The following is a 26,564-nucleotide window of genomic DNA, read 5'->3' on the forward strand; positions in this document are numbered from 1 at the left end:
CCCTTGACCCCCTGCCCCCGCCCTGCAATCTCCTCCTCCGAGAGACGGAGGAACCCCATGACCGCAACGCCGGCCTACGACCCCAGCAACATCTTCGCCAGGATCCTGCGGGGCGAGCTGCCGGCGCACAAGGTCTACGAGGACGACAGGGCCCTCGCCTTCCTCGACATCATGCCCCGCTGCCCGGGCCACACCCTGGTCATTCCCAAGGCACCGGCGCGCAACATCCTCGACATTGATGCCGAGGACCTCGCCCATGTGGTGAAGATCGCCAAGAAGGTCGCCATCGCCGCCAAGTCCGTGTTCGCGGCGGATGGCGTCACCGTGCAGCAGTTCAACGAGGAAGCCGGCGGGCAGGTGGTGTTCCATCTCCACGTGCATGTCATTCCCCGCCACGCGGGAGAAGCCATGAAGCCGCCGGCGAGCGCTATGGAGAAGCCCGAGGTGCTGGCCGAGCACGCGGCGCGACTGAAAGCGGCCCTGGCCGGCTGAGCGCGGCGCGTGGCGCGTTCCCCATTGGACCTGGCACATGCGGCTGCGGTGACGGTACGCGCGCCCGCGCGGCTCCATCTCGGCTTCCTCGATCTCGACGGCGCGGTGGGACGGCGCTTCGGCAGTCTCGGCATCGCCATCGAGCGGCCGGTGACGGAAGTCACGGTGACGCGCGCGGCCGCGGATGCCGAAAGCGGTCCCGATGCCACCCGCGCCGCCCGTGCCCGCGATGCGGCGCGGACGGCGCTCGGGATCGAACAGGCGTTCGCGGTGGCGGTGGACGCCGCCCTTCCCGCCCATAACGGGCTCGGCTCCGGCACCCAGCTCGCGCTGGCCGTGGGCGTGGCGGTGGCGCGCCTGTGCGGCCGGAATCTCTCCGCGCGCGAAGTCGCGACCCTGCTCGGGCGGGGCCGGCGCTCGGCCATCGGCATGGAGGCATTCGAGGCCGGCGGGGTCATCCTGGACGGCGGCAAGGCCCTCTCGGGCCCGGCGACCCACGCGCCCCCTCCCCTGCTGGCCCGCCTGCCCGTGCCGGACGCCTGGCGCATCCTCCTCGTCTACGACCGGGCCCGGGAAGGTCTTTCGGGCGATGCCGAGATGAAGGCGATGGCGACGCTGCCGAAATTTCCGCCGGAGCGCGCCGCCCATTTCTGCCACCTGATGCTGCTGCGGGCCCTGCCCGCCCTCGCCGAGGGCGACGCCCTCGCATTCGGCACCGTCATCGGCGAGTGGCAGCGGGCGCTGGGCGATCACTATGCCGCAGCGCAGGGCGGCGCGCGTTTCCTCAGCGCCGACGTGGCCGCAGCCGTCGCCATGCTGGAAGAAGCGGGCGTGCCGGGCGTCGGCCAAAGCTCGTGGGGACCGACCGGCTTTGCCATCGTCGGCGACCCCGCCGAGGCCGAGACGCTGCTCGGGATCTTGCGCCGGCGCTTCGCATCGTCCACAAACCTCTTCTTCGATTGCGTGCGGGGGAACAACCGGGGCGCCGAGATCATCGCCCTGTAGGGACCTTTGCGGCAGGCCGAACACATAAAGACGACGACGAAAAAGACGAGAACAAGAACACGAGGAGGACGGCGCGGAGCCCTTGAGCCCCCGCCGATCGGCTTGCACCCAAGCGCGTCGGACGGTGAGCGCCCTGCCTTCGGGAGAGCGACGGACCCGCCGGACAGGGTTGAGCCAGATCGGTCAGGCTCGGGAGGGTCGAGACGGGCGCAAAGCGCCCCGAGCGCCGCGGAAGAACAGGCTGGGAAACATGGATCTTGCCCTCATCGCCCTTTCCGCCCGGCCGCTGGCCGCCAGTGCCGCCCGGGCGGGCTTCGCCGCGCTTTCATTCGACCTTTTCGCCGATCTCGACACCTGCGCCCATGCGGCGCGCTGCGTGCGCGTGCACAAGAAGAACGGCTGCGCCTTCGATGGCGACGATCTGATCCAGGCGCTGCACTCGCTGGCGCCGGCCGGGCTGCCGGTGGTGCTCGGAGGCGGGCTGGAGCACGACCCCGACCTCATGGCGCGCATCGCCGAACGCAACCCCATCCTCGGCAACGCGCCGGACACGGTGCGGGTGCTGAAGGACCCCATCGCCCTCGCCGCGCTGTGCGCCCATCTGGGCATTCCCCATCCGCCGATCTCGCTGGAGGCGCCCGTGACGGACGCCTTCGCCGGCGCCAACGTGCTGGAAAAGAAGATCGGCGGTGCGGGTGGCGCCCATATCCGCCGCCGCGCCGAGGGCGATCTCTCCCCGCCCGCGCCCGGCTACTTCCTCCAGCGGGAGGTCGAGGGCCAATCCCTCTCCGTACTGCTGCTCGCCAATGGCAGCTCGGCGCGCCTCATCGGCGCCTCGCGCCAGTGGCGGGCGGAGGATCCCGAGCATCCGTTCCGCTATGGCGGCGCCGCCGGCCCCATCGCGTTGCCGGAGGCATTCGCCTCCGAAATCCAGAAGGGCGCGCTCAATGTGGCGCTTGCCTGCGGCCTCGTGGGGCTGGTCTCCGTCGATTTCATGGTGTCCGACGCAGGGTGGTTCCTGGTGGAGGTGAATCCCCGGCTCGGCGCCACCCTCGACATCTTCGACGTGGACCCGCTGCCGCCGCTGCTCGGCCTGCACCTCGCCGCCTGTGGCGGCCGGCTGCCCGATGTCCTGCCGCTGCCGTCCGAGGCCCACGCCGCCGGCGTCATCTATGCCGAGCGGGACATGGTGGTCCCGCAGGAGGCGTGGCCCGACCATGTGGCGGACCGCCCGCCAGCGGGTGCCGCCGTGGCCAAGGGCGCGCCGCTCTGCACGGTGCGCGCCACCGGTCCCTCGGTGGAGATCGCCGAGGCCCGCCTCGCCGACCTGATCCGTGCGCTCAAGCGCGAACTCGGGCTCGAGCCCGAGCCCGAGCCCACCGTGGCGCCGTGAGCCCGCGGCATCGGCGGCGGGCGAGCCGCGACCATGCTGCCGGCTGAGATCGCCCGCGCCTTCGAGGCCGCCTGCCGCGCCGAGCTTTCGGCGCTGAAGCCGGGCAACGTCCACATCTTCGCCGCCGGCCACGGCATGGAGGTGGCCCAGTTCGAGCGCGCCGCCGCTGCCGCTGCACCGGCCATCGCCCGCGCGGACCTTAAGGTGGGCGCGCGCATCGAGGCGGCGGTCGAGGCTTCGCTGGCGGCAGCGGGCTGCAACACCAATCTCGGCATCATCCTGCTCTGCGTGCCCCTCGCCGCCGCCGCGTGGCCCGGCGGCGACCTGAAGGCGCACCTCGTCGCCGTGCTGGACGGCCTCGACGTGGCCGACGCCCAGGCCGCCTTCCGGGCCATCGTGGCCGCCGCTCCGGGGGGCCTGGGGGCCGTGCCGGATGCGGACGTGCGGGCTTCCGCCACGATCACGCTCAAGGCAGCCATGGCGATGGCGGCAGGGCGCGACAGTATCTCCCGACAGTATGTGACAGGCTTCGAGGACATCTTCAGCCTCGGCGTGCCCCTGCTACGGGCCGCGCCGCTCGACCGGGCGCGGGTCGAGACGGCCTATCTCGCCTTCCTCGCGGCCTTCCCCGACAGCCACATCGCCCGCAAGTTCGGGATTGCGACCGCCGAGGCCGTGCGCGCGCAGGCGCAGGCCGTAAGGGACGAGGTGGAGCGCCTCGACCCGGCAACGCGGCAGGCGCGGCTGCTGGCGTTCGACCGGGATCTCAAGGCGCGCGGCCTCAACCCCGGGACCAACGCCGATTTGACGGTGGCGAGCATCTTCGCGGCCCTCCTGGAACAGGCGCGGGTGGCGGGCTGAACGCCGCCCGTCCCACGCGCACCCGGCTGGCGGCGTCCGGCCCTGCGGCGTATGCCTTCCCGCACAGGGAGATGAAAGCGGATGCCGCGGCGCCTGCGTGAGCATCGCGGCAGCTGCTCATACCCGCGACATCGGTCTTCCACCGATGTCGCGAAGTGTCATGCTCAGGCCCCGCGCAGGCTGTCAGAACTTCACCGCCAGCGCAGCCTTGCCGGCATTGTAGCTGGCGCCGTCGCCGGCCATGCCGTCATAGGCGAGGGTCAGCGTCACGCCGGTGGCAAAAGCAAGGTCGAGGCCGACGCTCGCCACCAGACTGTCCTCGGCGATGGCCAGACCCTCGATCCCGAACGCCGTGCCGGTGTTCACGAAGGCCACGGCCGCCTCCGGCGTCACGTCGCCGAAGGCATGCCGCCAGCCGGCGGACGCGTGGGGCGTCACGCTGATGCCGTTGCCCGCCGCGAAGGTGCTGGCGAGGCGCAGGCCGAGCGTGGTGTAGGCGGTGTCGAAGGACGTGCCCTGGGAGGTGAGGCCCGCCACCGGCGCATTGGTCTCGGCGAAGCTGCCAAGATCCACGCTGGTCCAGCCGAGGCCGGCGAACGGCTCGAACGCCACGCCGCCCAGCGCAACCATATAACCCGCTTCCGCGAACAGGTTGCCGGCGGTGCCGTCATAGCTCGCCCTGGGCGCCTCGCCGGTGAGGGCGACGAAGCGGCTGGTGTCGATATTGCTCCAGCCATAGGACGCGCCGGCGCGCAGCTTGATGGCATCGAAGCGCGCGCCACCATAAGCGGCGATGCGCCAGGTCTCGGTATCCGCCGAGGCGAGGTCCGCGCTGGTGGAGGCGGAGGAATAGCCGGCGGCGAGGCCGAACACCGCATTGGCGAGGCTCACGTCGCCGCCGATCAGCACGCCACCCACATTGGTGTCGGCGGCCGCCGCATTGCCGTTCGAATCGGTGGAGAGCCACTGGCCGTAGCCCTGGGCCCAGCCAGTCCACACCGGCGCGTCGGCCGGCGCCTTGATGGCCTTGAAGGCGTTGGCGGCGGGGGAGGACGGATCGGCATAGGCCCGCGCCGGACCGCCGGCCCCGAGCGCCGCCGCGCTGCCCTTGGCGCCGGCATAGTCGGCCTGTCGCAGCCGGCCGAGGATGAGGTCGTTGACCAGCATGTTCTCGGTGGCAATCTGGCCCGGCAGGGTGGCGTGGATGTCGCCGGAGAGCTGGGCGAGGGCGAGGGTGGGGTTGTCGCCGGCGACCTGGCTGACGAAGTCGCCATAGAGGGCGGAGGAGCGCGCCTTGTCGCTGCCGCCGATGCGCTCCAGCGCGCCCGCCACAGAGAGCTGGTTGCGCGTCTGCGCATAGCTGGCGAAAGCCACGCCGGTGCGCTCCAGCGCCAGCGTGACGCGGGTGTCGTCGTAGCTCAGCTCAGGCGTGACGAAGAGATAATCAATGGGGTTCGCCACGGTGAGCCCGGCGAAGGTTCCGGAGATCTCGGTCTCGGAAGACAGGATCGTGTAGATCCGGCTCCAGGCGAGCACGCCATACATTTCCACCTCGGCGCCGGCAGCGATGGTGGCAGTGCCGCCCACGGTAATCAGGTCGGTCTTGCCGTTCGGCGCCACGTCCACGAGGTAGGTGCCGGCAAGCGTCGCATTGCCGGTGACCGCGAGGGTGCCATAGGGCGCGCTCGCCGTGCCGGGGGAGAGGAAGACGGTGCCGGAGGCGGCAAGGCTCCCGAGGGTGCCGGTGCCGGTGAGCACGCCGGCATGGGCGTCATCGCCCGACAGGATCAGCTGCGCCTTGGCGAGGGAGGCATTGTCGAGGGCGAGCGCGGACTGGTCGAACACCAGGTCCCCGGCGAAGGACGAGGCGCCGGTGAGGGTGGTCAGGGTCTGCGCCTCGGCGGTGACGCGCTCGAAATGACGATAGGTGGCGGTGTCGCCCAGCAGGCTGGCGTCGAACGTGACATTGTCGCCGAGCGCGCCGAGCTGGAGGGTATCCGTGCCGCCCTCCGCATCCACGATGCCGGTCACCTTGCTGCCGGTGTGGTAGACGAACAGGTCGTTGCCCGCACCCATCTGGACCGCATAGGTGGTGCCCGAGATGGTGCCGTAATTGACGATGGTGAGGCTTTTCGAGCCATCCACGCCCGAATTCACATAGCGGATGCCGTAGCCGTCGAGGCCCTGGATGGTGCCGTAATTGGTGACGCTCATGGCGGCAAAGGCGTCGCCGCCATTGCTGTCGTCGGCAAGGATGCCGTTGTTGGCGCCGGAGATCAGGGCCGAGGTGTGGGCGGCATCGCCGTTGACGATGGTGCCGCCGCCGATGGCGATACCCTCACTGGTGCTGGGCTTCTCCTCGCCCGGCTTGGTGCCCTTGGAGCCGAGGCCCTTGATGGTGCCGTAATTGGTGATCGTCCCGGCCTGGTCGAAATCCACGCCGTCGCCGTCGCCGAAGCTCGCGGCGGGATCGAAGGTGCCGGTGATGGTGCCGTAATTGGTCAGGGTGCCGGTGCCGTTGGAATTCACGCCCGAGCCGTTGCGGCCTTCGATGGTGCCCGAATTGGTAACAAGAAGCGTGTCGCCGGCGCCGGAGGCCTTGATGCCGTGATAGGCGCCGGAGATGAGCCCGCCCGCATAATTGTTCACGGTCATGGTGACGGGCTTGCTGATATCGTCGCCGTCGATCTTGATGGCGGAATTGTTCTGCGTATCTGCGGTCCCGTCCGCGTAATAAGACGAAATGGTCCCGTAATTGTTGATGGTGACGCCGTTCGTGCCCTGGATGGCATCGTTGTTGGCGGCGGTGATCAGACCCGTGGACCCGTTGTTGATGGTGATGACCGCATGGGTGGAATAGATTCCACCGAGGTCGATGCCCTGGCCATCAATGGTCGACTTGATCGTCCCGCTGTTGTCAATCGTGATAATGGGCGCGGCGGTGCTCGCGGCGGTCGAGCTGATCTTGATGCCGTCGTCCGTGCCCGAGACGACACCGCCCTGCTTGTTCGTCAGGGTGAACGACTGGAGCGTGTCGAAGTTCGCGGCCGTGTCGAATTTGATGGCGCGCTTGCCGCTCGACGTCGTTTCGATGGTGCCGGAATTGGTGATCTCGATGGTGCCGCCACCGAGCCGGATGGCGTCCGAGCCGGCGGAGGTGATGCTGCCGGAATTGTCGATCGACACCTGCGCGGTAGTCGCCGTCGCCTTGTCGAAGTCGAGGGCCTGGCCGGTCTGCGAGCTGATGGTTCCGGTATTCGTGACGGTCACCGTGCCGTTCGCCAGCGTGCCGTTGATGCGGAAGGCGTCGTCCTTCGACGTGACGCTGCCATTGTTGGTCAGCGTGAAGGCGCCGGAGACGTTGCTCGCCGTGTCGATGGTGCGGCCGTTCGAGGTGATGGTGCCGTTGTTGGTGATGACCACGCCGGGCGTGGCGGTCGCCGGGGCGCTCCACTGGATGGCCGAGGAGGCGCCGCCGGCCAGCGTCGCGCCCTGGTCGATGGTGCCCGTGTCGCTGTCGGAAACGGTCTGCTGGCCGGAGGCCGGGGGCACGGTGAACGAGCCCGCGAGCGCGGGCGCCGCGATGCCGGCGAGGACCAGCGAGAGGACGAGGCGGCTCGACGAGGCATACAGCGCGGGCATGGCGTTCCCCAATGGTATCGTGACGCTCCCTAGGACCCTTCCAATACAGTTGAATGACAGCCGGAGGCGTCGGCGTGACGCGGCCGGGCCCATGGTCCGCCCTATTCGCGCCACAGGCCGGAACCCACAGGACGAGGGCCGGGCAGGCCATGCGGCGGGCGATCGACACCCGCGTTCAGGTGGGACGGCTCAGGCCCACCGGCGGGCGGCGTCCGGCCCGATGCGCCCGTCATGGAGCGCCGTCGCCACCAGCACGCCCGCGGCACCCGCGGCGGCCAGCCGGACGAGATCCTCGGGCCCCCTGACGCCGCCGGCCGCATAAAGCGACGGCTGCCGGCCCGCGCGGGCCGCGCGGGCCGCGGTCCGCGCCAGAGCATCAAGGTCCGGCCCCTCCCCGCTGCCGACGCGCGCGAGCGTCATCACGATCACCCGCCCGGGCCAGAGCCTCGCATCCTCGTGGATGACGGCGGGGCCGCGCGGGCCGGCGGCGTCATGATCGAGGGACAGGATGACGCCGGGCTCCGCGAGCACCTCCACTGCGGCCGCGGCATCGGGAAGCGATTCGGTGCCGACGACGCCGGTTCCGCGTCCGCACGCCACACGCGCACGGACCTGGGCGGCCGTCGCCTCCCCGGCGTCCACCCACAGATCGAGCTGCGGAAAAGCCTTCCCCAGCGCCGCGACGACCTCGCCGTGCCCGCCCGTGCCTGCAATTGCGTCCAGATCGGCCACATAAAGCGTGCGGAACGGCGCCAGCGCGAGCAGGCCCGCGACCACGTCCTGCGGGGCGCTGGTTGCGGCGAGCGGGGTGTGGATGGGACGATATGCATCGCGCTCGCCGCGACGAGCATGGACGACGCACCCTCCCTTCAGGTCAATGACAGGGATAAGCTGCATTCTAGACTTGCCCTGTTTGCCCCGGAAAAAGGTGCCCTATGCGCGTTTTCATCTGCGAGTACGTGACATCCGGAGGATTGCGCGACAAGCCCCTGCCCGAAGCTGCACTCGCCGAAGGGCGTCTGGTGCGGGATGCGCTGGTCATGGACGCCGAGGAATTGCCGGGAATCAGCACCGTCCTCGCCTATGACGACCGCCTGCCACCGCCGAATCGCAGCGCCGTCCCGGTGCGCAAGGGCGAAGACCCATGGATCACGTGGTCGGGCCTCGCGCAGGAGTGCGACGTGGTGTGGCCCATCGCGCCCGAGGCCGGCGGCCAGCACAGCCGCATGGTGCGCCTGATGCGGGAGGCGAACGCCCGCATCATCGCCTCCGCCTCCGATACGGTCACGCTGCTGAACAGCCGGCTCAAGACGGCCAAGCGCCTCGCGGAATATGGCATTCCCCATGTGCCGACCTACCCCATCGATGCCTTGCCGCGCGGCCTCGACGGCGATCTGGTGACCCGGCCCGATGACGGATCGGGCTGGGCAAGCGCCCGTGCCTGGCCCAACCGCGCCGCCCTGCCGCGCGGCGCCGGCCTGGTGGTGCAGCCCTACGTGCACGGCACCTTCGCGAGCCTCGGCGTGCTCGCCCGCGAGGACGGCGTGACCCTGCTCGCCGTCCATCGGCTGAACATTTCCCATCTGGTGGGCGTATTCGGATTCGAGGGGGTGACCGTGGGCGCCATCCCCGACGAGGATGGCCGCCTCGCCGCTTTGGCCCGCGACGTGGTGGCGGCGTTCCCGGGCCTGTCCGGACTGCTCGGGATCGACGTGATCCTGACGCCGCAGGGCGCGGTGGTCACGGAAGTCCATCCGCGCGTCACCCCCGCTTATGCGGGGCTGCATGCCTCGCTGGGTGTCAATCCGCTCGCCTTCGTGCCGGAGCTGATCCGCGAGGGCAAGCCGCCGGCGGTGCCGCACCTGCCGCGTACCGTCCCGGTCGAGGTGAAGCTCCGTTGAAAGGCGCGGGCGAAACCAATAGAAGGCACATCGTTCAAGGCCGGCGGCCTGCCGGCACGTGAGACCCATATGACGTCCGACGACACTCCTTCCCTCGCCGAGGCGCGGGCCGAAACCGACGCCGCGGCGCGCCCGCGTCCGCACAACACGGACCGGCTGTTCCTGCGCGCCCTGCCTTTCTACGCCCGGCACGGCGTCTATGAGGCGGAGCGCGAACTCGGCCAGCGCTTCGTGGTGGATGTGGACTGCTGGCTCGACACCCGCCCCGCCGCCTGGGCCGACGACGAGGCCCTCACCGTCTCCTACCAGCAGATCTACGAGCAGGTGGCGGCGGTGGTGACCGATGATCCCGTCCACCTCATCGAGACCCTGGCGGAGCGCATCGCCACACGGCTCCTCGACCATTTCGAGATCGTGGAGCAGGTGCGCGTCGTGGTGCACAAGCCCGGCGCGCCGGTGACCGGCGTGTTCGGCGATGTCGGGATCGAGATCGTCCGCACCCGATAGAACGCGCGCCGGTCGGCCCTTCCCGCAAGCCGACCGCGTGGCGCGCTCCCGGCCTTGAAGCCCTCTTCAGGGGCGGAACGACGCGCCCCGCTTTCCCGCTCCGCTGCATTGCGTCATAAAGCAGCCGGCGGGGGCGTCCGCCGGACCAGCATGGGAGTGCGCGGTGAGCGAGTTGGTGACCTTGAAGACCTATCTCGGGACCTGGGCCGGCGCCGACGAGGGCCGCAAGGCGGTCGCGCAGGCCGTGACCGCCATCGCCGAGGCCGGCGTCGGCATCGCCGATCTCGTCGCCCGCGGGCCGCTGGAAGAGGGCCTCGCCTCCATCCGCGGCGTCGATCCCAATGCCGGCGGCGACGCCCAGAAGGAGCTGGACGTGGTGGCCGAGGAGCGCATCAAGGCCGCACTCCTGCCCACCCCCACCGCCTTCCTCGCCTCCGAGGAAAGCGAGGAACTGATCCCGCTGAACCCGGAAGGCCGCCTCGTGATCGCGGTGGACCCGCTGGACGGCTCCTCCAACATCGACACCAACGTGTCGGTGGGCACCATCTATTCCATCCTGCCCTATGACGCCGCCGTGCACACCAATCCGGTTTCGGCGGTGATGCGGCCGGGCGCGAACCAGGTGGCCGCTGGCTTCCTCGCCTATGGCCCCGCCACCATCCTCGTCGCCACCTTCGGCGAGGGCACGCAGGTGTTCGTCCACGACCGGCAGACCGGCGACTTCGTGCTCGCCCGCACGGACGTGGAGATCCCCGCCGAGACCAAGGAATACGGCGTCAACCAGTCCAACATGCGCCACTGGGCCGAGCCCATGAGCGGCTATATCGCGGACTGCCTCGCCGGCAAGGACGGCCCCCGCGCCAAGGACTTCAACATGCGCTGGGTGGGCTCCATGGTGGCCGACGCCTTCCGCATCTTCACCCGCGGCGGCGTCTACGTGTATCCCGGCGACAAGCGCAAGGGCTACGAGAACGGCCGCCTGCGGCTGATCTACGAGGCCAACCCCATCGCCTTCCTCACCGAGCAGGCCAAGGGCGCCGCCACCGACGGCAAGACCCGCATCCTCGACATCGAGCCGAACCATATCCACCAGCGCATCCCGCTGGTGTTCGGCTCCAGGGCCGAGGTGGAGAAGATCGCGTCGTATTACTGAGCGTCGTCGACGATTGCTTTCGCCCCTCATGCCCCGGACCACAGCCGGGGCATGAGGGGATCCACAGGCATTCAGGGCCCTTGACCTGCCCAGGAAAAAAACGTTCGATCGTTTCCTAACGCCCGCGCCCGCGCGGCACATGAAGCCGCCTTGAAGAGAGCGGCGACAAGGGAGACGAGAATGCTGGTGCCGGCGGCCGATTACCAGGGCCTCATCCGCGCCTTTTCCTGGCAGATTCCCGACCGCTTCAACATGGGCGTGGCCTGCGCCGATGCCCATGCGGACGGCACCGGCAAGCCCGCCCTCATCTTCGTCGAGGAAAGCGGCGCTGTCCGCACCTACAGCTTCGACGAGGTGAAGGCCCTCACCAGCCGCTTCGCCAACGCCCTCCTGGCGCGGGGCCTGACGCGCGGAGACCGGGTGGCGGTGTTCCTGCCGCAGGCGCCGGAAACCGCCATCGCCCACATCGCCGCCTTCAAGGCGGGCATGGTCTCGGTGCCGCTCTTCACCCTGTTCGGCGACGAGGCGCTGGAATTCCGTCTCGCCGCCTCGGGCGCCCGCGTGCTGGTGACCGACCTCGGCGGCCTCGCCAAGCTTGCGCGGGTGCGCGACCACCTGCCGGACCTCAAGCATGTCTTCGTCATCGGAGCCGACACCGGCGGCGCCGCCTCGTTCGACGCGGCGCTGGTGGCGGCCTCCGACCACTTCACCCCGGTGGACACGGGGCCGGACGATCCCGGCATCATCATCTTCACCTCGGGCACCACCGGAAATCCCAAGGGCGCGCTGCACGGGCACCGGGTGCTGCTCGGGCACCTGCCCTGCATCCAGTTCGTCCACCAATACATGCCCCAGCCCGGCGACCTGCACTGGACCCCGGCGGACTGGGCCTGGATCGGCGGGCTCTTCGACGTGCTGTTCCCCTCGCTCTATCTCGGCGTGCCGGTGCTGGCCCACCGGGCGAAGAAGTTCGATCCGGACGCCGCCATGGACCTCATGGCGCGGCATCAGGTGCGCAACGTGTTCCTGCCACCCACCGCCCTCAAGCTGCTGCGTCAGGCAGATGTCCGGCACGACGGCCTGAAGCTGCGCTCGCTTCTCACCGGCGGCGAGACGCTGGGCGCGGAGCTAGGCGCCTTCGTCCAGGAGCGGCTCGGGGTGGAGGCGCGGGAGATCTATGGCCAGACCGAATGCAACCTCGTGGTGGGCTCCAACTCCAGCTTCTTCCCGATCCGGCCCGGCGCCATGGGCAAGGCCATTCCCGGCCACGACGTGCGCATCGTGGACGACGAGGGCCGCGCGCTGCCCACGGGTGCGGAAGGCCATATCGGCATCCGCCGGGGCGATCCGGTGATGATGCTGGAATACTGGAAGAACCCGGAGGCGACGGCGCAGAAATATGCCGGCGACTTCCTCCTCACCGGCGACATGGGCCGGCAGGATGAAGAGGGTTATCTCTGGTATGTGGGCCGCAGCGACGACGTGATCACCTCGGCCGGCTACCGGATCGGGCCCGGGGAGATCGAGGATTGCATCCTCAAGCACCCGGCGGTGGCGCTGGTGGCGGTGGTGGGGGTGCCCGATCCGCTGCGCACCGAGGCGGTGAAGGCCTGGGTGGTGCTCAAGGCCGGCATCGCCCCTTCCGACGCACTGGCCACCGAAATCCAGGACTTCGTGAAGACGCGCCTCTCCGCCCACGAATATCCCCGCCACGTGGCCTTCGCCGACACCCTGCCCATGACCGCCACCGGCAAGATCCTGAGGCGCGAACTGCGGGCGCGCGGATAACGCGCCTCAGTCCTGGAGCGAGCCTGCTCCTACTGCGCCGCCGGCGGCACCTCATGCAGGGCGCCGCGGCGCGCGCTTTCGCGCGCCGGCATGTCGTTGCGCAGGCGACCGAACAGGATGTGGTCCTCCCACGCCCCGTTGATGCACAGATATTCCCGCGAATAGCCCTCGCGGACGAAGCCGCAGCTTTCCAGCAGGCGGATGGAAGGCTGGTTGGTCGGCATGCAGGCGGCCTCGATGCGGCGCAAATGCAGCATGTCATAGGCCACCGGCAGCAGGGCGGTCACCGCCGCCTTCATGTAGCCCTGGCCGGCATAGGGCGCGCCCATCCAGTAGCCGAGGCTCGCCGCCTGGCACACGCCCCGCCGCACATTCGAGAGGGTCAGGCCCCCCAGCAGAGCATGGTCGGAGCTTCGGAAGATGAAGAGCGGATAGGCCTCGTCGGTCACCATGTCCCGCGCGTAGCGGCGCAGGCGGCGGCGGAAGGCGCCGCGGGTGAGGTCATCCGCCGGCCAGAGCGGCTCCCACGGGGTGAGGAAGGCGCGGCTCTCCTCCCGGACATCCCGCCACTGCCCGAAATCCTTCATCTGGGGCACGCGGAGATAGACGCCATCACCCTCGATGACGGGGAGGGGCTCGACCATTAAGACGGAACTCAGCGGCCAGATGGTAGGCACCGAACGAAATCCTGCGTCGACCGGGAACCCCCTGCCCCGGCCAGGGCAGGCCGGGCGATCGCCCCGAAAAATGAGGCTGCGCGATGCAGCCTGGTGTCGGTCCAAGCGGGCCGGCTCTCAACTCCATGCCGGGGGTGCGTTGCGTTCGCACCCGCCCAGACCCCTGTGTTGGCGCGCTTTCCGCACGCAAACCAATATCCACTCCACTCTAAACCCAAGAAAGAGAACGCGTTGTCCGATCAGCTTGCGATGCAGGCTGATCGGCGCGTGCTCTAGAGCGCGATCCGAGCAAATTGATTCAATTTGCTCGGTGAATCGCCCTCCAAATTCAAGAAAGAGAACGCGTTATCCGATCAGCTTGCGATGCAAGCCGATCGGCGCGTGCTCTAGTGAACCTTCAAACGCTCCACCGCCCGTGCGGCAGGCTCAAGGCCGCCGCCCGGGCCGATGGCGGTCAATGTGGGCCGGCCCCGGCCGATGAGGCTGGACGCCGCGCGGCGCACCGCCGCCACGTCCACGCCGTCCACCCGCGCCACGATCTCCTCCACCGGGATCACCCGGCCGAAGCCGAGAATCTGCCGGGCCAGCTGGTCCGCCCGCGCGCCGGAACTCTCCAGCGCGGCGAGCAGCCCCACCTTCATCTGCGCCTTGGCGCGGGCCACCTCCAGCTCGCTCACGGTCTCCGCCGTGTCGAGGATCTGGTCGATGACAGCGTTGCTCAATTCCTCCACGTCACCGGTGTCGGTGCCGGCATAGACGCCGAACAGGCCCGTGTCCTGATAGCTCCAGTGGAAGGCGTAGATGGAATAGCAGAGCCCGCGATCCTCCCGCACGTCCTGGAACAGGCGCGAGGACATGCCGCCCCCCAGCACGTTCGCGAGCACCTGCACGGCGTGATAGTCCGCGTCCTTGTAGGAGCAGCCTTCCAGTCCCAGCAGCACGTGCACCTGCTCCAGGTCGCGGGCGAGGAGATGGGTGCCGCCGCCATAGCTGGCCTGGGGAAGCTCGGGCTTGGTGGCGGGCGCGATGACCTTCAGCCGCTCCGCCGCCTCCTCCACCAGCCGGTCGTGCTCCACCGCGCCGGCGGCGGCCACCACCATGCGCGGCCCGCGATAGGTGCGCCCGAGATAGGCGCCGAGCTGGTCGCGGCTGAAGGCGCGCACCGTCTCCGGCGTGCCGAGGATGGAGCGGCCCATGCTCTGGCCGGGAAAGGCCTGCTCCTGGAACAGGTCGAACACGAGGTCGTCCGGCGTGTCCATGACCGCGCCGATCTCCTGCACGATCACGTTCTTCTCCCGCTCCAGTTCGTCGGGGGCGAAAGCCGGCTCGGTGAGGATGTCGGAGAGGATGTCGAGGCCGAGGCCCACATCCTCGCCCAGCACGCGGACATTGTAGGTGGTCTGCTCCACCGAGGTGGCGGCATTGATGTCGCCGCCCACCTGCTCGATCTCCTCGGCGATGCGGCGGGCGGAGCGCCGGCGCGTGCCCTTGAAGGCCATGTGCTCCAGGAGGTGCGAGATGCCGTGCTCGTTCTCCCGTTCGTCCCGCGCGCCCGCCCCCACCCAGATGCCGAGGGAGGCGGTGCCGAGGTGGCCCATCTCGTCGGTGACGACGGTGACGCCGTTGTCGAGGACCGAAATCTTGACACTCATGCCGCCGCGCCCTGGGCGATGCGCGCGCGGGCGCGGATGAAGGTCTCGACAGCGGCAAGGTCGTTGGGCAGCACGCTGACACTCTCCCGGCGGGTCATGAGGTCCGCCATGTGGGGCGGCAGGGCCGGACGATGGCCGGTGGCGGCTTCCACCGCATCGGGGAACTTGGCGGGGTGGGCGGTGGAGAGCACCACCTGCGGCACCCTCGCCGCGTGCTCCACCTTGTCCGCCGCCGCAAGGGCCACCGCCGTGTGCGGATCGCAGAGATAGCCGGCGGACTGGTAGAGCTTCGCGATGGTGGCGGCGGTCTCCGGCTCGTCGGCGCGGGCGGCGGAGAAGTCGGAGCAGATGGCGGCGAGCGCGCCGCGCGGCACGCTGAAGGTCCCCGACTGGGCGAGCTGATCCATCAGCTGGCGCAGCGCGCCGCTGTCGCGGTCGAGGGCCTCGAACAGCAGGCGCTCGAAATTGGAGGACACCTGGATGTCCATGGACGGCGAGGTGGAGGGCAACACGCCCTTCACCTCGTAGCGGCCGCTGTCCAGCGTGCGCACCAGGATGTCGTTGACGTTGGTAGCGATGGTCAGGTCGCGGATGGGTAAGCCCATCTTCTTCGCCACCCAGCCGGCGAGGATATCGCCGAAATTGCCGGTGGGCACCACGAAGGAGACTTCGCGATGGGGCGCACCCAGGGCCGTAGCCGCATAAAAATAATAAACCACCTGGGCGACGATGCGCGCCCAGTTGATGGAGTTCACGCCCGCCAGCGCCAGCGCGTCGCGGAAGGCGTGGTGGTTGAACATGGCTTTGACGAGGCTCTGGCAGTCGTCGAACGTGCCTTCCACCGCGATGGCGTGGACGCTCGGCGAATTGACCGTCGTCATCTGCCGGCGCTGCACCTCGGACACGCGCTTGTGCGGGTAGAGGATGAACACGTCCACCGCGTCGGAATGGCGGAACGCCTCGATGGCCGCGCTGCCGGTGTCGCCCGAGGTGGCGCCGACGATGGTGGCCCTGCTGCCGCGGGTGGCCAGCACATGGTCCATCAGCCGGGCGAGCAGCTGCATCGCCACGTCCTTGAAGGCCAGCGTCGGGCCGTGGAACAGCTCGAGGATGAAGCGGTTGGCGCCGATCTGCGTCAGCGGGGCCACCGCGGGATGGCGGAAGCCCGCATAGGCGTCGGCGATCATCAGGTCCAGGGCGCGCTCGGGCAGCGCGTCGGCCACGAACGGGCCGATCACGGCCTTGGCGACGGCAGCATACGGTTTTCCGGCGAGCGCCGCGATCTCATCCCGGGAAAGGGCCGGCCAGGCCTCGGGCACGTAGAGGCCGCCGTCGCGCGCAAGCCCCGCGAGCAGCGCGTCGGAGAAGGAGAGAACGGGAGCTTCACCACGGGTGGAAACGTAACGCACGGGGCCTCGACCTGATCTTCGGCCACATGGCGGGCCGCCTGCCAAGGTAACCTCAAGCGGCCTCGCGCGAAAGGCGCTTGGTACAGGTCAAGGCATGGACCGGGGCAGCCGGTTGCCCTCCGCCCTTCATCACCACTCCCCTTCCGTGGAAAGGAGCCGCGTCGCGGCGGGACGGGAATGGGCCTGCCCCGCCCCTCCCCACGCGCGATTACTGCCTCAGCTGCGCGCCCGCACGTAGCGGCCGGGCGCGTCCTCGATGGGGGTGAGCCGGCCGCCGCCGATGGCGCGGGCGGGCACCTCCTCGGGATGCTGATAGCTGAACCACGAGATCCAGTCCGGCCACCAGGAACCGACGTTTTCCCGCGCCCCCTGAAGCCACAGGTCGAAGCTCGGGCCGGTCGGCCCGTCGGCCCAGTACTGATACTTCTTCTTCGCCGGCGGGTTGACCACGCCGGCGATGTGCCCGGACCCCGCGAGCACATAGCGCACCGGGCCGGACAGGAGATTGGCGCCGATATAGACCGAGTTGGGCGGCGCGATATGGTCTTCCTTGGTGGCGAGCGAATAGACCGGCACCGAGATCTTGTGCACGTCGATGCGCACCCCGGCCAGCTCCGCGAGACCGCGGGCGATGTTGTTGGTGAGGTAGCAGTTGCGCAGGTAATAAGAGTGGTTCGCCGCCGGCATGCGGGTGGAATCGGCGTTCCAGAACAACAGGTCGAACGGGAACGGCGCTTTCCCCTTCATGTAGTTGTTCACCACATAGGGCCAGATCAGGTCGTTCGAGCGCAGCAGGTTGAAGGCGGATGCCATCTTGCTGCCCTCGAGATACCCCATGTCCTTCATCTTGCGCTCGATGGAAGCCAGCTGGTCCTCGTCCACGAACACCTTGAGATCGCCCGCATGGGTGAAGTCGATCTGGGTGGTGAGGAAGGTGGCGGAGGCGATGCGGTCATCGCCCGTGGCGGCCATGTAGGCGAGCGTGGTGGCAAGCAGGGTGCCGCCCACGCAATAGCCCATGGCATGGGCCTGCCGCTCGCCCGAGGCGATGGCCACCTGGTCGAGGGCGGTCATGATGCCGTCGCGCATGTAATCGTCGAAGCCCTTGGTGGCCAGCCGGGCATCCGGATTGACCCAGGAGATGACGAATACGCTCACGCCCTGGTCTACCAGCCACTTGATGAAGGACTTCTCGGCGGTCAGGTCGAGGATATAAAATTTGTTGATCCAGGGCGGCACGATCAGGAGCGGCGTCTTCTTCACGCTCTCGGTCGTTGCCTCGTACTGGATGAGCTGCATCAGCTCGTTCTCGAAGATCACCTTGCCGGGGGTGGTGGCAAGGTTGCGGCCCACCTCGAAGGCGCTCATGTCCGTCTGGCGGATCTTGAGCGTGCCCTTGCCCTCGATGAGGTCCTCGGTGAGGTTCCGCATGCCCTTCACGAGATTCTCGCCGGACGAGCTCAGGGTCTCGCGGATCAGCTCGGGATTGGTCATCACGAAGTTGGAGGGCGAGATGGCGTTCGAGATCTGGCGCACCAGGAACTCGGCCTTGTGCTTGGTGTGGGGATCGAGGCCCTCGGCCTCGCCCACCATCTCCTCCGCCCATTGGGTGGTCACGAGATAGACCTGCTTGAGCGCGTCGAAGATGGGGCTCTCGCTCCAGCCCTGGTCCTTGAAGCGGGCGTCCTTGGCGTCGGGGCTGGTGACAGGGGCCACCTCCTCTCCCGCGAGGCGTTTCATGGTGTTGGCCCATACGGAAAGGTAACCGGCCATCAGGCGCGACTGCGCCTCCACCGTGCGCTGGGGATCGGCCATCCAGTATTCGGCCACATGGCTCACGGTCTTGAGCGCGTCGGCGATGTCCTCGGCCATGTCGTCGGTCTTGCCCGGGTCGCGCGGCGTGAGGTAGGCCGCCATGGCCTTGCCGCCCTCCTCCACCATCTGGGCGAGGTTGCGGGCGAGGGCCTCCACATCCATGCCGCTGCGCGCGCCCTCGCCGGCCGGGCCGGCGGCCGCGGGAGCCATGGATCCGGTAATCGAAGCCATGGCGGGCTTTTCCTTCGGGGCCGACGCCCTGGCAGGCGCCGCGTCCGGCACCTGCGGCACAACGGTCAGGTGCGGTGCAGGCATGTCCACGGGCGGAGCCACGCCTGGGCTGTTCCCTGCCATATTCGACGTTTCCTCTGCACGGGACATGGGTCATTCCCTTTTGGCGGGCCGTTACGTCAGGCTCGGTCCATCTTTATCGCGACGCGCCTGTCCTTCATACTCTGTCAAAGTGACAGGATCGAGCTTCTGGCGAACGCCGCCGGTCCGCAACCACAGGATCATGCCGGGAGCGTTTATGCAAAGTTTGCCAACGCGAAACCTCCCGATGCCAAGTGTGCACCGCAGCGCTATAAGAGGCTCATGACCCTGGTTGCGACCCCACCGGCCGGCCCCGGCCCGAAACCCCTCCACCGCCGCATCACGCCGCCCCGTGCCGGAGGCCGCGGCCTGCTGCGCGCCGCGTCCGCCGGCCTGCTGCTGTGCGCGCTCGCCGCCTGCGCCAGCGAGGAGGGCCTGCCGGGCCTTACGCCGCCACACACCAACGTGGCCCCGGTTGCCGACAATACCTTCCCGACCATCGGCACGGCCGCGGCGTCGAAGCGCCCGCCGCTCACGCCCGAAGCCCAGCAGAAGCTTCAGCGCGACCTCGAGCGGCTTGCAAAGGATCAGGGCAAGTAGCAGCCCGCCCCCATCCGAATGGCATGTTGCGGTGCAGAGGACGGGGTTCTGCCCCACTCCCATCGCAATCATGGCTTTTCCATTCACACAACAATGCTACAAAGCCCGACTGCCGCGCCGGGAGAATGAGCAACAGCGCGGCCTCTGGAGCCCTGAGATGACGACCGATTTCCACCGCATTCGCCGGCTGCCGCCCTACGTGTTCGAGCAAGTGAACCGCGTGAAGGCCGCCGCCCGCAATGCCGGCGTGGACATCATCGACCTCGGCATGGGCAACCCGGACCTCGACGCGCCCGAACATGTGATCGAGAAGCTCAAGGAAACCATCGGCAAGCCGCGCACCGACCGCTATTCCGCGTCCAAGGGCATTCCCGGCCTGCGCCGCGCCCAGGCAAACTATTACGAGCGGCGATTCGGCGTGAAGCTGGATCCCGAGCGCCACGTGGTGGCCACCCTCGGCTCGAAGGAGGGCTTCGCCAACATGGCGCAGGCCATCACCGCCCCGGGCGACGTGATCCTGACCCCGAACCCGTCCTATCCTATCCACGCCTTCGGCTTCCTCATGGCGGGGGGCGTGATCCGCTCGGTGCCGGTGGAGCCGGGGCCGGAATTCTTCCACGCCATGGAACGGGCGGTGCAGCACTCCATCCCCAAGCCCATCGCGGTGGTGCTGTGCTACCCGTCCAATCCCACGGCCTGCGTGGCGGATCTGGAATTCTACAAGGACGTGGTGGCCTTCGCGAAGAAGAACGACCTCATCGTCCTCAGCGACCTCGCCTATGCCGAGCTCTATTTCGACGACAACCCGCCGCCCTCGGTGCTTCAGGTGCCGGGCGCCATGGATGTGACGGTGGAGTTCACCTCCATGTCCAAGACCTATTCCATGGCCGGATGGCGCATGGGCTTCGCGGTGGGCAACGAGCGCCTCATCGCCGCCTTGTCGCGGGTGAAGTCGTATCTCGATTACGGCGCCTACACCCCGATCCAGGTGGCGGCGACGGCGGCGCTCAACGGGCCGCAGGAGTGCATCGCCGAGATGCGCGAGACCTACAAGAAGCGCCGCGACGCGCTGGTGGAGAGCTTCGGCCGCGCCGGCTTCCCCGTGCCCTCGCCGCGCGCCTCCATGTTCGCCTGGGCGCCGATTCCGGAGCCGTTCCGGGCCATGGGCTCGGTGGAATTCGCCAAGCTCCTCATCGAGAAGGCGGAGGTGGCGGTGGCGCCGGGCGTTGGCTTCGGCGAGCACGGGGACGATTATGTCCGCATCGCCGTGGTGGAGAACGAGCAGCGCATCCGCCAGGCGGCGCGCAACATCCGTCGCTTCTTCGAGCAGGCGGGCACGACGCTCCATAATGTGGTGCCCCTCAGCGCCGCGCGCTAAAAGCGCGACGCTTTTCATCAGGCGAAGAACCGGTCCGATCCCATGAGCGAACTGAAAGTGGGCCTTGCCGGCCTCGGCACCGTCGGGGCGGCGGTGTTCCGCATGCTCGAACGCCGCAAGGCCGAGCTTGAGGCCCGCACCGGCCGTACCCTCAGGGTGACGGCGGTGGCGGCCCGCGACCGCAGCCGCGACCGCGGCCTCGACCTCAGCGGCGTCGCCTGGTTCGAGGACCCGGTGGCGCTGGCCCACGACGGCGACATCGACGTCTTCGTGGAGCTGATGGGCGGCGACGGCGACCCGGCCAGGGCGGCGGTGGCCGCAGCGCTCGACCGGGGCATTCCCGTGGTCACCGCCAACAAGGCCCTGCTCGCCAAATGCGGCGCGGATCTCGCCCGCCGTGCGGAAGCCTCCGGCGCCGGCCTCCATTTCGAGGCGGCGGTGGCCGGCGGCATCCCCATCGTGAAGACCCTGCGCGAGGCGCTGGCCGGCAACACCATCGAGCGCGTGTCGGGCATCCTCAACGGCACCTGCAACTACATCCTCACCCGCATGGCGGAGGAGAAGCTGTCGTTCCATGTCTGCCTCACGGAGGCGCAGCGGCTCGGCTATGCGGAGGCGGACCCCACCTTCGACATCGACGGCTTCGACACCGCCCACAAGCTCGCCATCCTCACCTCGCTGGCCTTCGGCACGCAGGTGGATGCGGACTCCATCTATGTGGAGGGCATCCGCCAGCTCACCCTCGCCGACCTCGAGGCGGCGGACGACCTCGGCTACCGGGTGAAGCTCCTGGGCGTCGCCGTGCGCACTGAAACCGGCATCGAGCAGCGGGTGCATCCCACCATGGTGCCCAAGCACTGGCCCATCGCCCAGGTATCCGGCGTCACCAATGCGGTGGCGGTGGATGGCGACGCGGTGGCGCTGACTTTGGTCGGCCCCGGCGCCGGCGGCGCGGCGACCGCCTCGGCGGTGGTGGGCGACCTGTTCGACGTGGCCCGCGGCGCCACCGGCTTCGCCTTCGGCCTGCCCGTGGCCGGGCTGACCAGGGCCGAGCGCGCGCCCATGCAGCGCCACGAGGGCGGCTACTACATCCGCCTCGCGGTGGTGAACAAGCCGGGCACCGCCGCCACCATCGCCCGGCGCATGGCGGACGAGCAGATCTCGCTCGAATCCATCATGCAGCGCCGGCCCGACGGGGCGGAGACCGCCCGCGTCATCCTCATCACCTATGCGACGACGGAGGAAGCCGTGCGCCGCGCCATTGCCGCCATCGAGGCCGACGGGGTCATCTCCGCCCTGCCCCAGGTGATCCGCATCGAGAAGGATTGACGGCCATGCGCGTTGCCCGGATGCCCCAGGTGCTCGACCGCCGCCTCGCCCTGGACATGGCGCAGGTCACCGAACGCTGCGCGGTGGCCGCCGCCCGGCTGCGGGGCCGGGGCGACGAGCAGGCCGCCGACCTCGCCGCCATGGCCGCTTGCCATCGGGAGCTGAAGCTGATCCCGGTCTCCGGGACGGTGGTCATCGGCGAGGGCATCGAGGGCGAGTGCGACCGGCTGTTCGTGGGCGAGCGGATGGGCACCGGCGGTGCCGAGGTCGACCTCGCCGTGGACGCGCTGGAAGGCTCGACGCTCTGCGCCAAGAACATGGAAGGCTCGCTCTGCGTGCTGGTCATCGCCGAGCGCGGCTCCCTCCTGAAGGTGCCGGACGCCTATATGGAGAAGCTCGCCATCGGCCCCGGCTATCCGGACGGCATCGTGTCGCTCGCCCAGAGCCCGCAGGACAACATCCAGGCGCTGGCCGAGGCGAAGGGCGTGCCACCGTCCGAGATCACCGCCCTCATCCTCGACCGCCCGCGCCATGCCCCGCTGGTGGAGGCCGTGCGCAAGACCGGCGCCGCCATCAAGCTCATCACCGACGGGGACGTGGCGGGGGTCATCCACACCACCAACCCCCACGAGAGCGGCATCGACATCTATCTCGGCCTCGGCGGCGCGGCCGAGGGCATCCTGGCGGCGGCGGCCCTGCGCTGCATCGGCGGCCAGATGGAAGGCCGCCTCGTGCTCGACACCGAGAAGAAGCGCGCCCAGGCCAAGGCCCTCGGCATCCGCGACGGCGCCAAGATCTACAAGCTGGAAGAGATGGTGCGCGGCGACTGCCTGGTGGCCGCTACCGGCGTCACCGACGGGGCGCTGCTGAAAGGCGTGCGTTTCAACCGCGAGGTGATCGAGACCGACACCATCGTGCTGCGTGCCGCCACCGGCACCGTGCGCCGCATCGCCACCGAGCACCGCGACTTCCGCAAGTTCCGCCTCGACGACTGAGGCCGGGTCGCCCTCGGCTCGCCCCCTCGAAACGCCAGGCCGGCACAGGGGGAAAGCGGACGGGTGCCGGAGACCGCCTGCGGCGGGCTCCCGATGCTGGACGCCAACTCGTCTACCGCACCCCTTAATACCACCGCCCCGGTCTTCGACCGGCGCCAAGCGGGTTCGCCCAAGCGCGGCGCGGCCTGGCCAATGGTCGATGAGGCAAGCTCGCCGGCCGACACCGCCCCTGCCCTCGGGCGTGAGCGGCGCCGGACGTGGGATGGCGGGTCGAGATTGGGGAACCCCCGCAAGAACAAAGCAAAAATCCCCCGCTGCGACCGATTCGGTCCTGCTGCGTTCGCTGTTGGTGCCGGCATCCGCAACGGGCGTGCCGAATTGGGACGGCGCATTGCGCCCGCCATCGGGTTCGGCGCGCGTGTTTACTCCTCCCTGCCCTGCCGGAGAGGGGTTCGAGGCCTGGCGCAGCCGAGCGCCGGGCGGCGCATCGGCGCGGCGCAACACGGCGTAAAATAGTATATAATGTAAAAAGATAGCGGGACGCATGCCATGAACGAGCTCATCTTTCGCCTCGCGGTCGCCCTCGCCATCGGGCTGGTGGTCGGGGTGGAGCGGGGGTGGCGTGAGCGCAGCGAACCCGCCGGCAGCCGGACCGCCGGTGTGCGCACTTATGCCCTGTGCGGCCTGCTCGGCGGTGTCAGTGCCGCTCTGTCCATGGCTATCGAGAGCCCGGCCGTCCTCGTCGCCGCGAGCCTGGGCTATGCCGCCGTCTTTGCCGGCTTCAAGTATCGCGAGATGGTGAAGGACAACGATTTCGGCATCACCGGCATCGTCGCCGCCTTGCTGGTGTTCGCGCTGGGCGCGCTGGCGGTGGCGGGCGACCCCGCCGCGGCGGGCGCCGCAGCCATCGCCGCGACGGGGTTGCTGGCGGCGCGGGAGCTGCTGCACGGCCTTCTCGCCAGGCTCACCTGGGTGGAGCTGCGCTCCGCCCTCATCCTGCTGGGCATGACAGTGATCGTCCTGCCCCTGCTGCCGGACCGCACCCTCGATCCCTTCGACAGCATCAACCTGCGGCAGATCTGGCTGTTCATGGTGCTGACCGCCACCATATCATTTGCCGGCTATGTTGCAGTGAAGGTGGCCGGGCCGGAGAAGGGCATCCTCATCAGCGCGCTGGCCGGCGCGCTGGTCTCTTCCACCGCCGTTACCATCGCCTTCGCCCGCCGTGCCGCCGCCGGGGAGCCGGCGGCGCTGCTCGCCGGTGGAGCGGCGCTGGCGGCCATGGTCTCGCTTTTGCGCGTGCTCGTCATCTGTACCGTGGTGGCCCCGAGCCTGCTCGTCACCCTCGCCCCGCCGGCGCTGGCCGCGGCCCTGGCTTTCGCCATCACCGGCGGCCTGCTGGTCCGCAACGCCGGGGAAATGGCGGGCGAGGCGAGCCTCGGCAACCCATTCGAACTCGGCCCCCTCGCCGCCTTCGCCGGCATGTTCGGCTTCGTCTCGGCCGTGAGCGGCATCCTGCTGAAATATGTCGGGCCAGGTAGCCTCTATCTCGTCAGCGCGGTGGCCGGCATCGTGGATGTGGACGTGCCATCCCTGAACGCCGCGCGCCTCGCGGGCAACGGCCTGTCGCTGGAAGGCGCCGCGCTCGCCATCCTGATCGCGCTCGGCATGAACGCCCTCGGCCGGGTGGGATTTGCCGCGGCGGCGGGTCCCATGAGCTTCACGCTTCGCCTTGGCTCCGCCACCGCCGCTGCGGCAGGGGTGGCGCTCATCGTTCTGCTGTTCGCGCAGGGGGTGTGATCGCCGGCCGCGGCTCGACGGGAGGGGCCGCTTCTGGCTTGATGCGGACGTGAACATCGCCCTGCCGAATCGCCTCTTCCTCGACGTCGCCCGCTCCGCCACCGGCCGCACTTGGCGCGAGCGCCTGGACGTGCGCGGCGCCCAGACCGCCCTTGCCATGGCCCAGCGCACCGGCATCAGCGAGTTGCTGGCCCGCGTGCTGGCCGGCCGCGACGTGCCCCTCGACGCGGTGGAGCAATATCTCGACCCCTCCATCCGCACCCTTCTGCCCGACCCCGACACCCTCACCGACATGGGTCCCGCCGTGGAACGCCTCGCGCGGGCGGTCACCCGGGGCGAGCAGGTGGCGGTGTTCGGCGACTATGACGTGGACGGCGCCTGCGCCACCGCACTCATGGTGGGCGTGCTGCGGGCGGCGGGCCTCGACCCGCTGTTCCACATTCCCGACCGCATCTTCGAGGGCTACGGCCCCAATGTCCCGGCCATCGAGCAATTGGCGGCGCGCGGCGTGACCCTGCTGGTGACGGTGGATTGCGGCACCACCTCCATGGAGCCGCTGGCCGCCGCCCGCCGCCTGGGCATGGACACGGTGGTGATCGACCACCACCAGTCCGGCGAGCGCCTGCCCGAGGCCGCCGCCATCGTGAATCCCAACCGGGAGGACGACCTCTCCGGCCTCGGCCATGTGTGCGCGGCGGGCCTTGCCTTCGTCACCTCCGTGGGGCTGGTGCGGGACCTGCGCCGGAGCGGCCATTTCAACGCCGCCCGCCCGGCCCCGGACCTGCTCGACACGCTGGATCTGGTCGCCCTTGCCACCGTGGCGGACGTGGTGCCGCTGAAGGGCCTCAACCGCGCCTTCGTCACCAAAGGGCTCATCGCCATGCGCCGGCGCGGGCGCATCGGCCTCACCGCGCTGATGGATGCCGCCCGGCTCGACGGGCCGCCGCGGCCGTTCCATCTCGGCTTCCTCATCGGGCCGCGCATCAATGCCGGCGGGCGCATCGGCGAGGCGACGCTGGGCGCGAAATTGCTCCTCACCCAGGATCCCGCGGAAGCCCGCCAGATCGCCACCGAGCTGGACCGGCTCAATGGCGAGCGGCAGGAGGTGGAGCGCGCCATCCTCGCCGCCGCCGAGGCGGAGGCCGAGGCTGCGCTGGGCGCCTGCGACGACGGCTCGGTGATCGTGGTGAGCGGGGATGGCTGGCATCCGGGCGTGGTCGGCCTCGTGGCGTCGCGGCTGAAGGAGCGCTTCCAGCGCCCGGCCTTCGCCATCGCCTTCAACGGGGAGACCGGCACCGGCTCCGGCCGCTCGCTGCCCGGCGTCGATATCGGCCGCGCCGTGCGGGCGGCGCTGGAGGCGGGACTGCTGGTGAAGGGCGGCGGCCATGCCATGGCGGCCGGGCTCACGGTGGAGCGCTCCCGCCTCGGGGCGCTGCGGGCGGCGTTCGAGCAGCGCCTCGCCGCCGACGTGGCGCGGGCGCGGGCCGAGGGCACGCTCGCCATCGACGGCGCGCTCACCGCGCGGGGGGCGACGACGGATCTTGTCGAGATGGTCTCCCGCGCCGGCCCGTTCGGTGCCGGCAATGCGGAACCGGTGTTCGCCTTTCCGGGCCACCGCATCAGTTATGTGGAGAGCTTCGGCGCCGGGCATGTGCGGGCGCGCATCTCATCCCCTGATGGCACCACGCTGAAAGCCACCGCCTTCCGCTGTGCCGAGGAGCCGCTGGGCCGCGCCCTGCTGGCCGCCCGTGGCCGGCCCCTGCACGTGGCCGGGTGCCTGGAGCTGGACACCTGGCAGGGCGAGACCCGCGTGGCGCTGCGCATCCGCGACGTGGCCGAGGCGGGCTGAGGCCGA

Annotated in this window: 20 protein-coding genes; 14 read left to right on the top strand and 6 right to left on the bottom strand. The window is 69.5% G+C overall.

Annotated elements, in window-relative coordinates; genetic code table 11:
- Window positions 1-57 precede the first annotated feature (57 nt).
- From K9U40_RS07540 to K9U40_RS07555, 4 genes are all read left to right on the top strand, one after another.
- Complete coding sequence (locus K9U40_RS07540; protein WP_282889598.1) at window positions 58-492, top strand: HIT family protein; 435 nt, start codon at window positions 58-60, stop codon at window positions 490-492.
- Window positions 493-540: 48 nt separating this feature from the next.
- Window positions 541-1,497 (top strand): beta-ribofuranosylaminobenzene 5'-phosphate synthase family protein, encoded by a 957-nt coding sequence (locus K9U40_RS07545; protein ID WP_282889599.1) that lies wholly within the window; start codon window positions 541-543, stop codon window positions 1,495-1,497.
- Window positions 1,498-1,747: 250 nt separating this feature from the next.
- Window positions 1,748-2,890, top strand: a complete 1,143-nt coding sequence (locus tag K9U40_RS07550; RefSeq protein ID WP_282889600.1) for an ATP-grasp domain-containing protein — start codon at window positions 1,748-1,750, stop codon at window positions 2,888-2,890.
- A gap of 33 nt (window positions 2,891-2,923) precedes the next feature.
- Window positions 2,924-3,751, top strand: coding sequence for a triphosphoribosyl-dephospho-CoA synthase (locus K9U40_RS07555; protein WP_282889601.1), 828 nt, complete (start codon window positions 2,924-2,926; stop codon window positions 3,749-3,751).
- Window positions 3,752-3,934: 183 nt separating this feature from the next.
- Here the strand turns inward: K9U40_RS07555 and K9U40_RS07560 are convergent, their stop codons facing one another.
- Window positions 3,935-7,393 (bottom strand): autotransporter outer membrane beta-barrel domain-containing protein, encoded by a 3,459-nt coding sequence (locus tag K9U40_RS07560; RefSeq protein ID WP_282889602.1) that lies wholly within the window; start codon window positions 7,391-7,393, stop codon window positions 3,935-3,937.
- 189 nt (window positions 7,394-7,582) lie between these two features.
- On the bottom strand, window positions 7,583-8,290 hold the full coding sequence (locus K9U40_RS07565; protein ID WP_282889603.1) for a HisA/HisF-related TIM barrel protein: 708 nt from the start codon (window positions 8,288-8,290) through the stop codon (window positions 7,583-7,585).
- A gap of 38 nt (window positions 8,291-8,328) precedes the next feature.
- Here K9U40_RS07565 and K9U40_RS07570 point away from each other — a divergent pair, with 38 nt between their 5' ends.
- The 4 genes from K9U40_RS07570 to K9U40_RS07585 all read left to right on the top strand — a co-directional run bounded on the left by K9U40_RS07570 (window position 8,329) and on the right by K9U40_RS07585 (window position 12,742).
- Window positions 8,329-9,294, top strand: coding sequence for an ATP-grasp domain-containing protein (locus K9U40_RS07570; RefSeq protein WP_282889604.1), 966 nt, complete (start codon window positions 8,329-8,331; stop codon window positions 9,292-9,294).
- A 69-nt stretch (window positions 9,295-9,363) separates the two neighbouring features.
- The gene (folB, locus tag K9U40_RS07575; protein ID WP_282889605.1) at window positions 9,364-9,801 is read left to right on the top strand and encodes a dihydroneopterin aldolase; all 438 of its coding nucleotides are present in this window, start codon (window positions 9,364-9,366) and stop codon (window positions 9,799-9,801) included.
- Window positions 9,802-9,964: 163 nt separating this feature from the next.
- Window positions 9,965-10,954, top strand: coding sequence for a class 1 fructose-bisphosphatase (locus K9U40_RS07580; RefSeq protein WP_282889606.1), 990 nt, complete (start codon window positions 9,965-9,967; stop codon window positions 10,952-10,954).
- 180 nt (window positions 10,955-11,134) lie between these two features.
- The gene (locus tag K9U40_RS07585; protein ID WP_282889607.1) at window positions 11,135-12,742 is read left to right on the top strand and encodes an AMP-binding protein; all 1,608 of its coding nucleotides are present in this window, start codon (window positions 11,135-11,137) and stop codon (window positions 12,740-12,742) included.
- A gap of 29 nt (window positions 12,743-12,771) precedes the next feature.
- Here the strand turns inward: K9U40_RS07585 and K9U40_RS07590 are convergent, their stop codons facing one another.
- The 4 genes from K9U40_RS07590 to phaC all read right to left on the bottom strand — a co-directional run bounded on the left by K9U40_RS07590 (window position 12,772) and on the right by phaC (window position 18,517).
- Window positions 12,772-13,386 carry a GNAT family N-acetyltransferase gene (locus K9U40_RS07590; protein WP_282889608.1) on the bottom strand — a complete coding sequence of 205 codons (615 nt, stop codon included), beginning with the start codon at window positions 13,384-13,386 and terminating at the stop codon, window positions 12,772-12,774.
- A 419-nt stretch (window positions 13,387-13,805) separates the two neighbouring features.
- Entirely contained in the window at window positions 13,806-15,071 is a 1,266-nt protein-coding gene (locus tag K9U40_RS07595) for a M16 family metallopeptidase (RefSeq protein WP_282889609.1), read from the bottom strand.
- Entirely contained in the window at window positions 15,068-16,480 is a 1,413-nt protein-coding gene (gene thrC / locus K9U40_RS07600; protein WP_282889610.1) for a threonine synthase, read from the bottom strand. Before thrC ends, K9U40_RS07595 begins: the two co-directional genes overlap by 4 nt.
- Before the next feature lie 216 nt (window positions 16,481-16,696).
- Window positions 16,697-18,517 carry a class I poly(R)-hydroxyalkanoic acid synthase gene (phaC, locus tag K9U40_RS07605; protein WP_414115007.1) on the bottom strand — a complete coding sequence of 607 codons (1,821 nt, stop codon included), beginning with the start codon at window positions 18,515-18,517 and terminating at the stop codon, window positions 16,697-16,699.
- 372 nt (window positions 18,518-18,889) lie between these two features.
- Here phaC and K9U40_RS07610 point away from each other — a divergent pair, with 372 nt between their 5' ends.
- The 6 genes from K9U40_RS07610 to recJ all read left to right on the top strand — a co-directional run bounded on the left by K9U40_RS07610 (window position 18,890) and on the right by recJ (window position 26,558).
- Window positions 18,890-19,207: a hypothetical protein gene (locus K9U40_RS07610; protein ID WP_282889611.1), complete on the top strand. Its 318-nt coding sequence runs from the start codon at window positions 18,890-18,892 to the stop codon at window positions 19,205-19,207.
- Window positions 19,208-19,364: 157 nt separating this feature from the next.
- The gene (locus K9U40_RS07615) at window positions 19,365-20,585 is read left to right on the top strand and encodes an LL-diaminopimelate aminotransferase (RefSeq protein WP_282889612.1); all 1,221 of its coding nucleotides are present in this window, start codon (window positions 19,365-19,367) and stop codon (window positions 20,583-20,585) included.
- Window positions 20,586-20,627: 42 nt separating this feature from the next.
- Window positions 20,628-21,914: a homoserine dehydrogenase gene (locus K9U40_RS07620; protein WP_282889613.1), complete on the top strand. Its 1,287-nt coding sequence runs from the start codon at window positions 20,628-20,630 to the stop codon at window positions 21,912-21,914.
- Between the two features lie 5 nt (window positions 21,915-21,919).
- A complete protein-coding gene (gene glpX / locus K9U40_RS07625) occupies window positions 21,920-22,909 on the top strand; it encodes a class II fructose-bisphosphatase (RefSeq protein WP_282889614.1) in 990 nt (329 codons plus the stop codon).
- Between the two features lie 549 nt (window positions 22,910-23,458).
- The gene (locus tag K9U40_RS07630) at window positions 23,459-24,709 is read left to right on the top strand and encodes an MgtC/SapB family protein (protein WP_282889615.1); all 1,251 of its coding nucleotides are present in this window, start codon (window positions 23,459-23,461) and stop codon (window positions 24,707-24,709) included.
- Between the two features lie 49 nt (window positions 24,710-24,758).
- The gene (gene recJ, locus K9U40_RS07635) at window positions 24,759-26,558 is read left to right on the top strand and encodes a single-stranded-DNA-specific exonuclease RecJ (protein WP_282889616.1); all 1,800 of its coding nucleotides are present in this window, start codon (window positions 24,759-24,761) and stop codon (window positions 26,556-26,558) included.
- Window positions 26,559-26,564 lie beyond the last annotated feature (6 nt).

This window comes from Xanthobacter autotrophicus (assembly GCF_030015065.1).
Lineage (GTDB): Bacteria > Pseudomonadota > Alphaproteobacteria > Rhizobiales > Xanthobacteraceae > Xanthobacter > Xanthobacter autotrophicus_D.

What these genes read in the sequence shown, in the direction of transcription:
- K9U40_RS07540 (WP_282889598.1), top strand. Translation starts at nt 58, where the DNA reads ATGACCGCAACGCCGGCCTACGACCCCAGCAACATCTTCGCCAGGATC.
- K9U40_RS07550 (WP_282889600.1), top strand. Translation starts at nt 1,748, where the DNA reads ATGGATCTTGCCCTCATCGCCCTTTCCGCCCGGCCGCTGGCCGCCAGT.
- K9U40_RS07555 (WP_282889601.1), top strand. Translation starts at nt 2,924, where the DNA reads ATGCTGCCGGCTGAGATCGCCCGCGCCTTCGAGGCCGCCTGCCGCGCC.
- K9U40_RS07560 (WP_282889602.1), bottom strand. Translation starts at nt 7,393, where the DNA reads ATGCCCGCGCTGTATGCCTCGTCGAGCCGCCTCGTCCTCTCGCTGGTC.
- K9U40_RS07565 (WP_282889603.1), bottom strand. Translation starts at nt 8,290, where the DNA reads ATGCAGCTTATCCCTGTCATTGACCTGAAGGGAGGGTGCGTCGTCCAT.
- K9U40_RS07570 (WP_282889604.1), top strand. Translation starts at nt 8,329, where the DNA reads ATGCGCGTTTTCATCTGCGAGTACGTGACATCCGGAGGATTGCGCGAC.
- folB (WP_282889605.1), top strand. Translation starts at nt 9,364, where the DNA reads ATGACGTCCGACGACACTCCTTCCCTCGCCGAGGCGCGGGCCGAAACC.
- K9U40_RS07585 (WP_282889607.1), top strand. Translation starts at nt 11,135, where the DNA reads ATGCTGGTGCCGGCGGCCGATTACCAGGGCCTCATCCGCGCCTTTTCC.
- K9U40_RS07590 (WP_282889608.1), bottom strand. Translation starts at nt 13,386, where the DNA reads ATGGTCGAGCCCCTCCCCGTCATCGAGGGTGATGGCGTCTATCTCCGC.
- K9U40_RS07595 (WP_282889609.1), bottom strand. Translation starts at nt 15,071, where the DNA reads ATGAGTGTCAAGATTTCGGTCCTCGACAACGGCGTCACCGTCGTCACC.
- K9U40_RS07610 (WP_282889611.1), top strand. Translation starts at nt 18,890, where the DNA reads ATGACCCTGGTTGCGACCCCACCGGCCGGCCCCGGCCCGAAACCCCTC.
- K9U40_RS07615 (WP_282889612.1), top strand. Translation starts at nt 19,365, where the DNA reads ATGACGACCGATTTCCACCGCATTCGCCGGCTGCCGCCCTACGTGTTC.
- K9U40_RS07620 (WP_282889613.1), top strand. Translation starts at nt 20,628, where the DNA reads ATGAGCGAACTGAAAGTGGGCCTTGCCGGCCTCGGCACCGTCGGGGCG.
- glpX (WP_282889614.1), top strand. Translation starts at nt 21,920, where the DNA reads ATGCGCGTTGCCCGGATGCCCCAGGTGCTCGACCGCCGCCTCGCCCTG.
- K9U40_RS07630 (WP_282889615.1), top strand. Translation starts at nt 23,459, where the DNA reads ATGAACGAGCTCATCTTTCGCCTCGCGGTCGCCCTCGCCATCGGGCTG.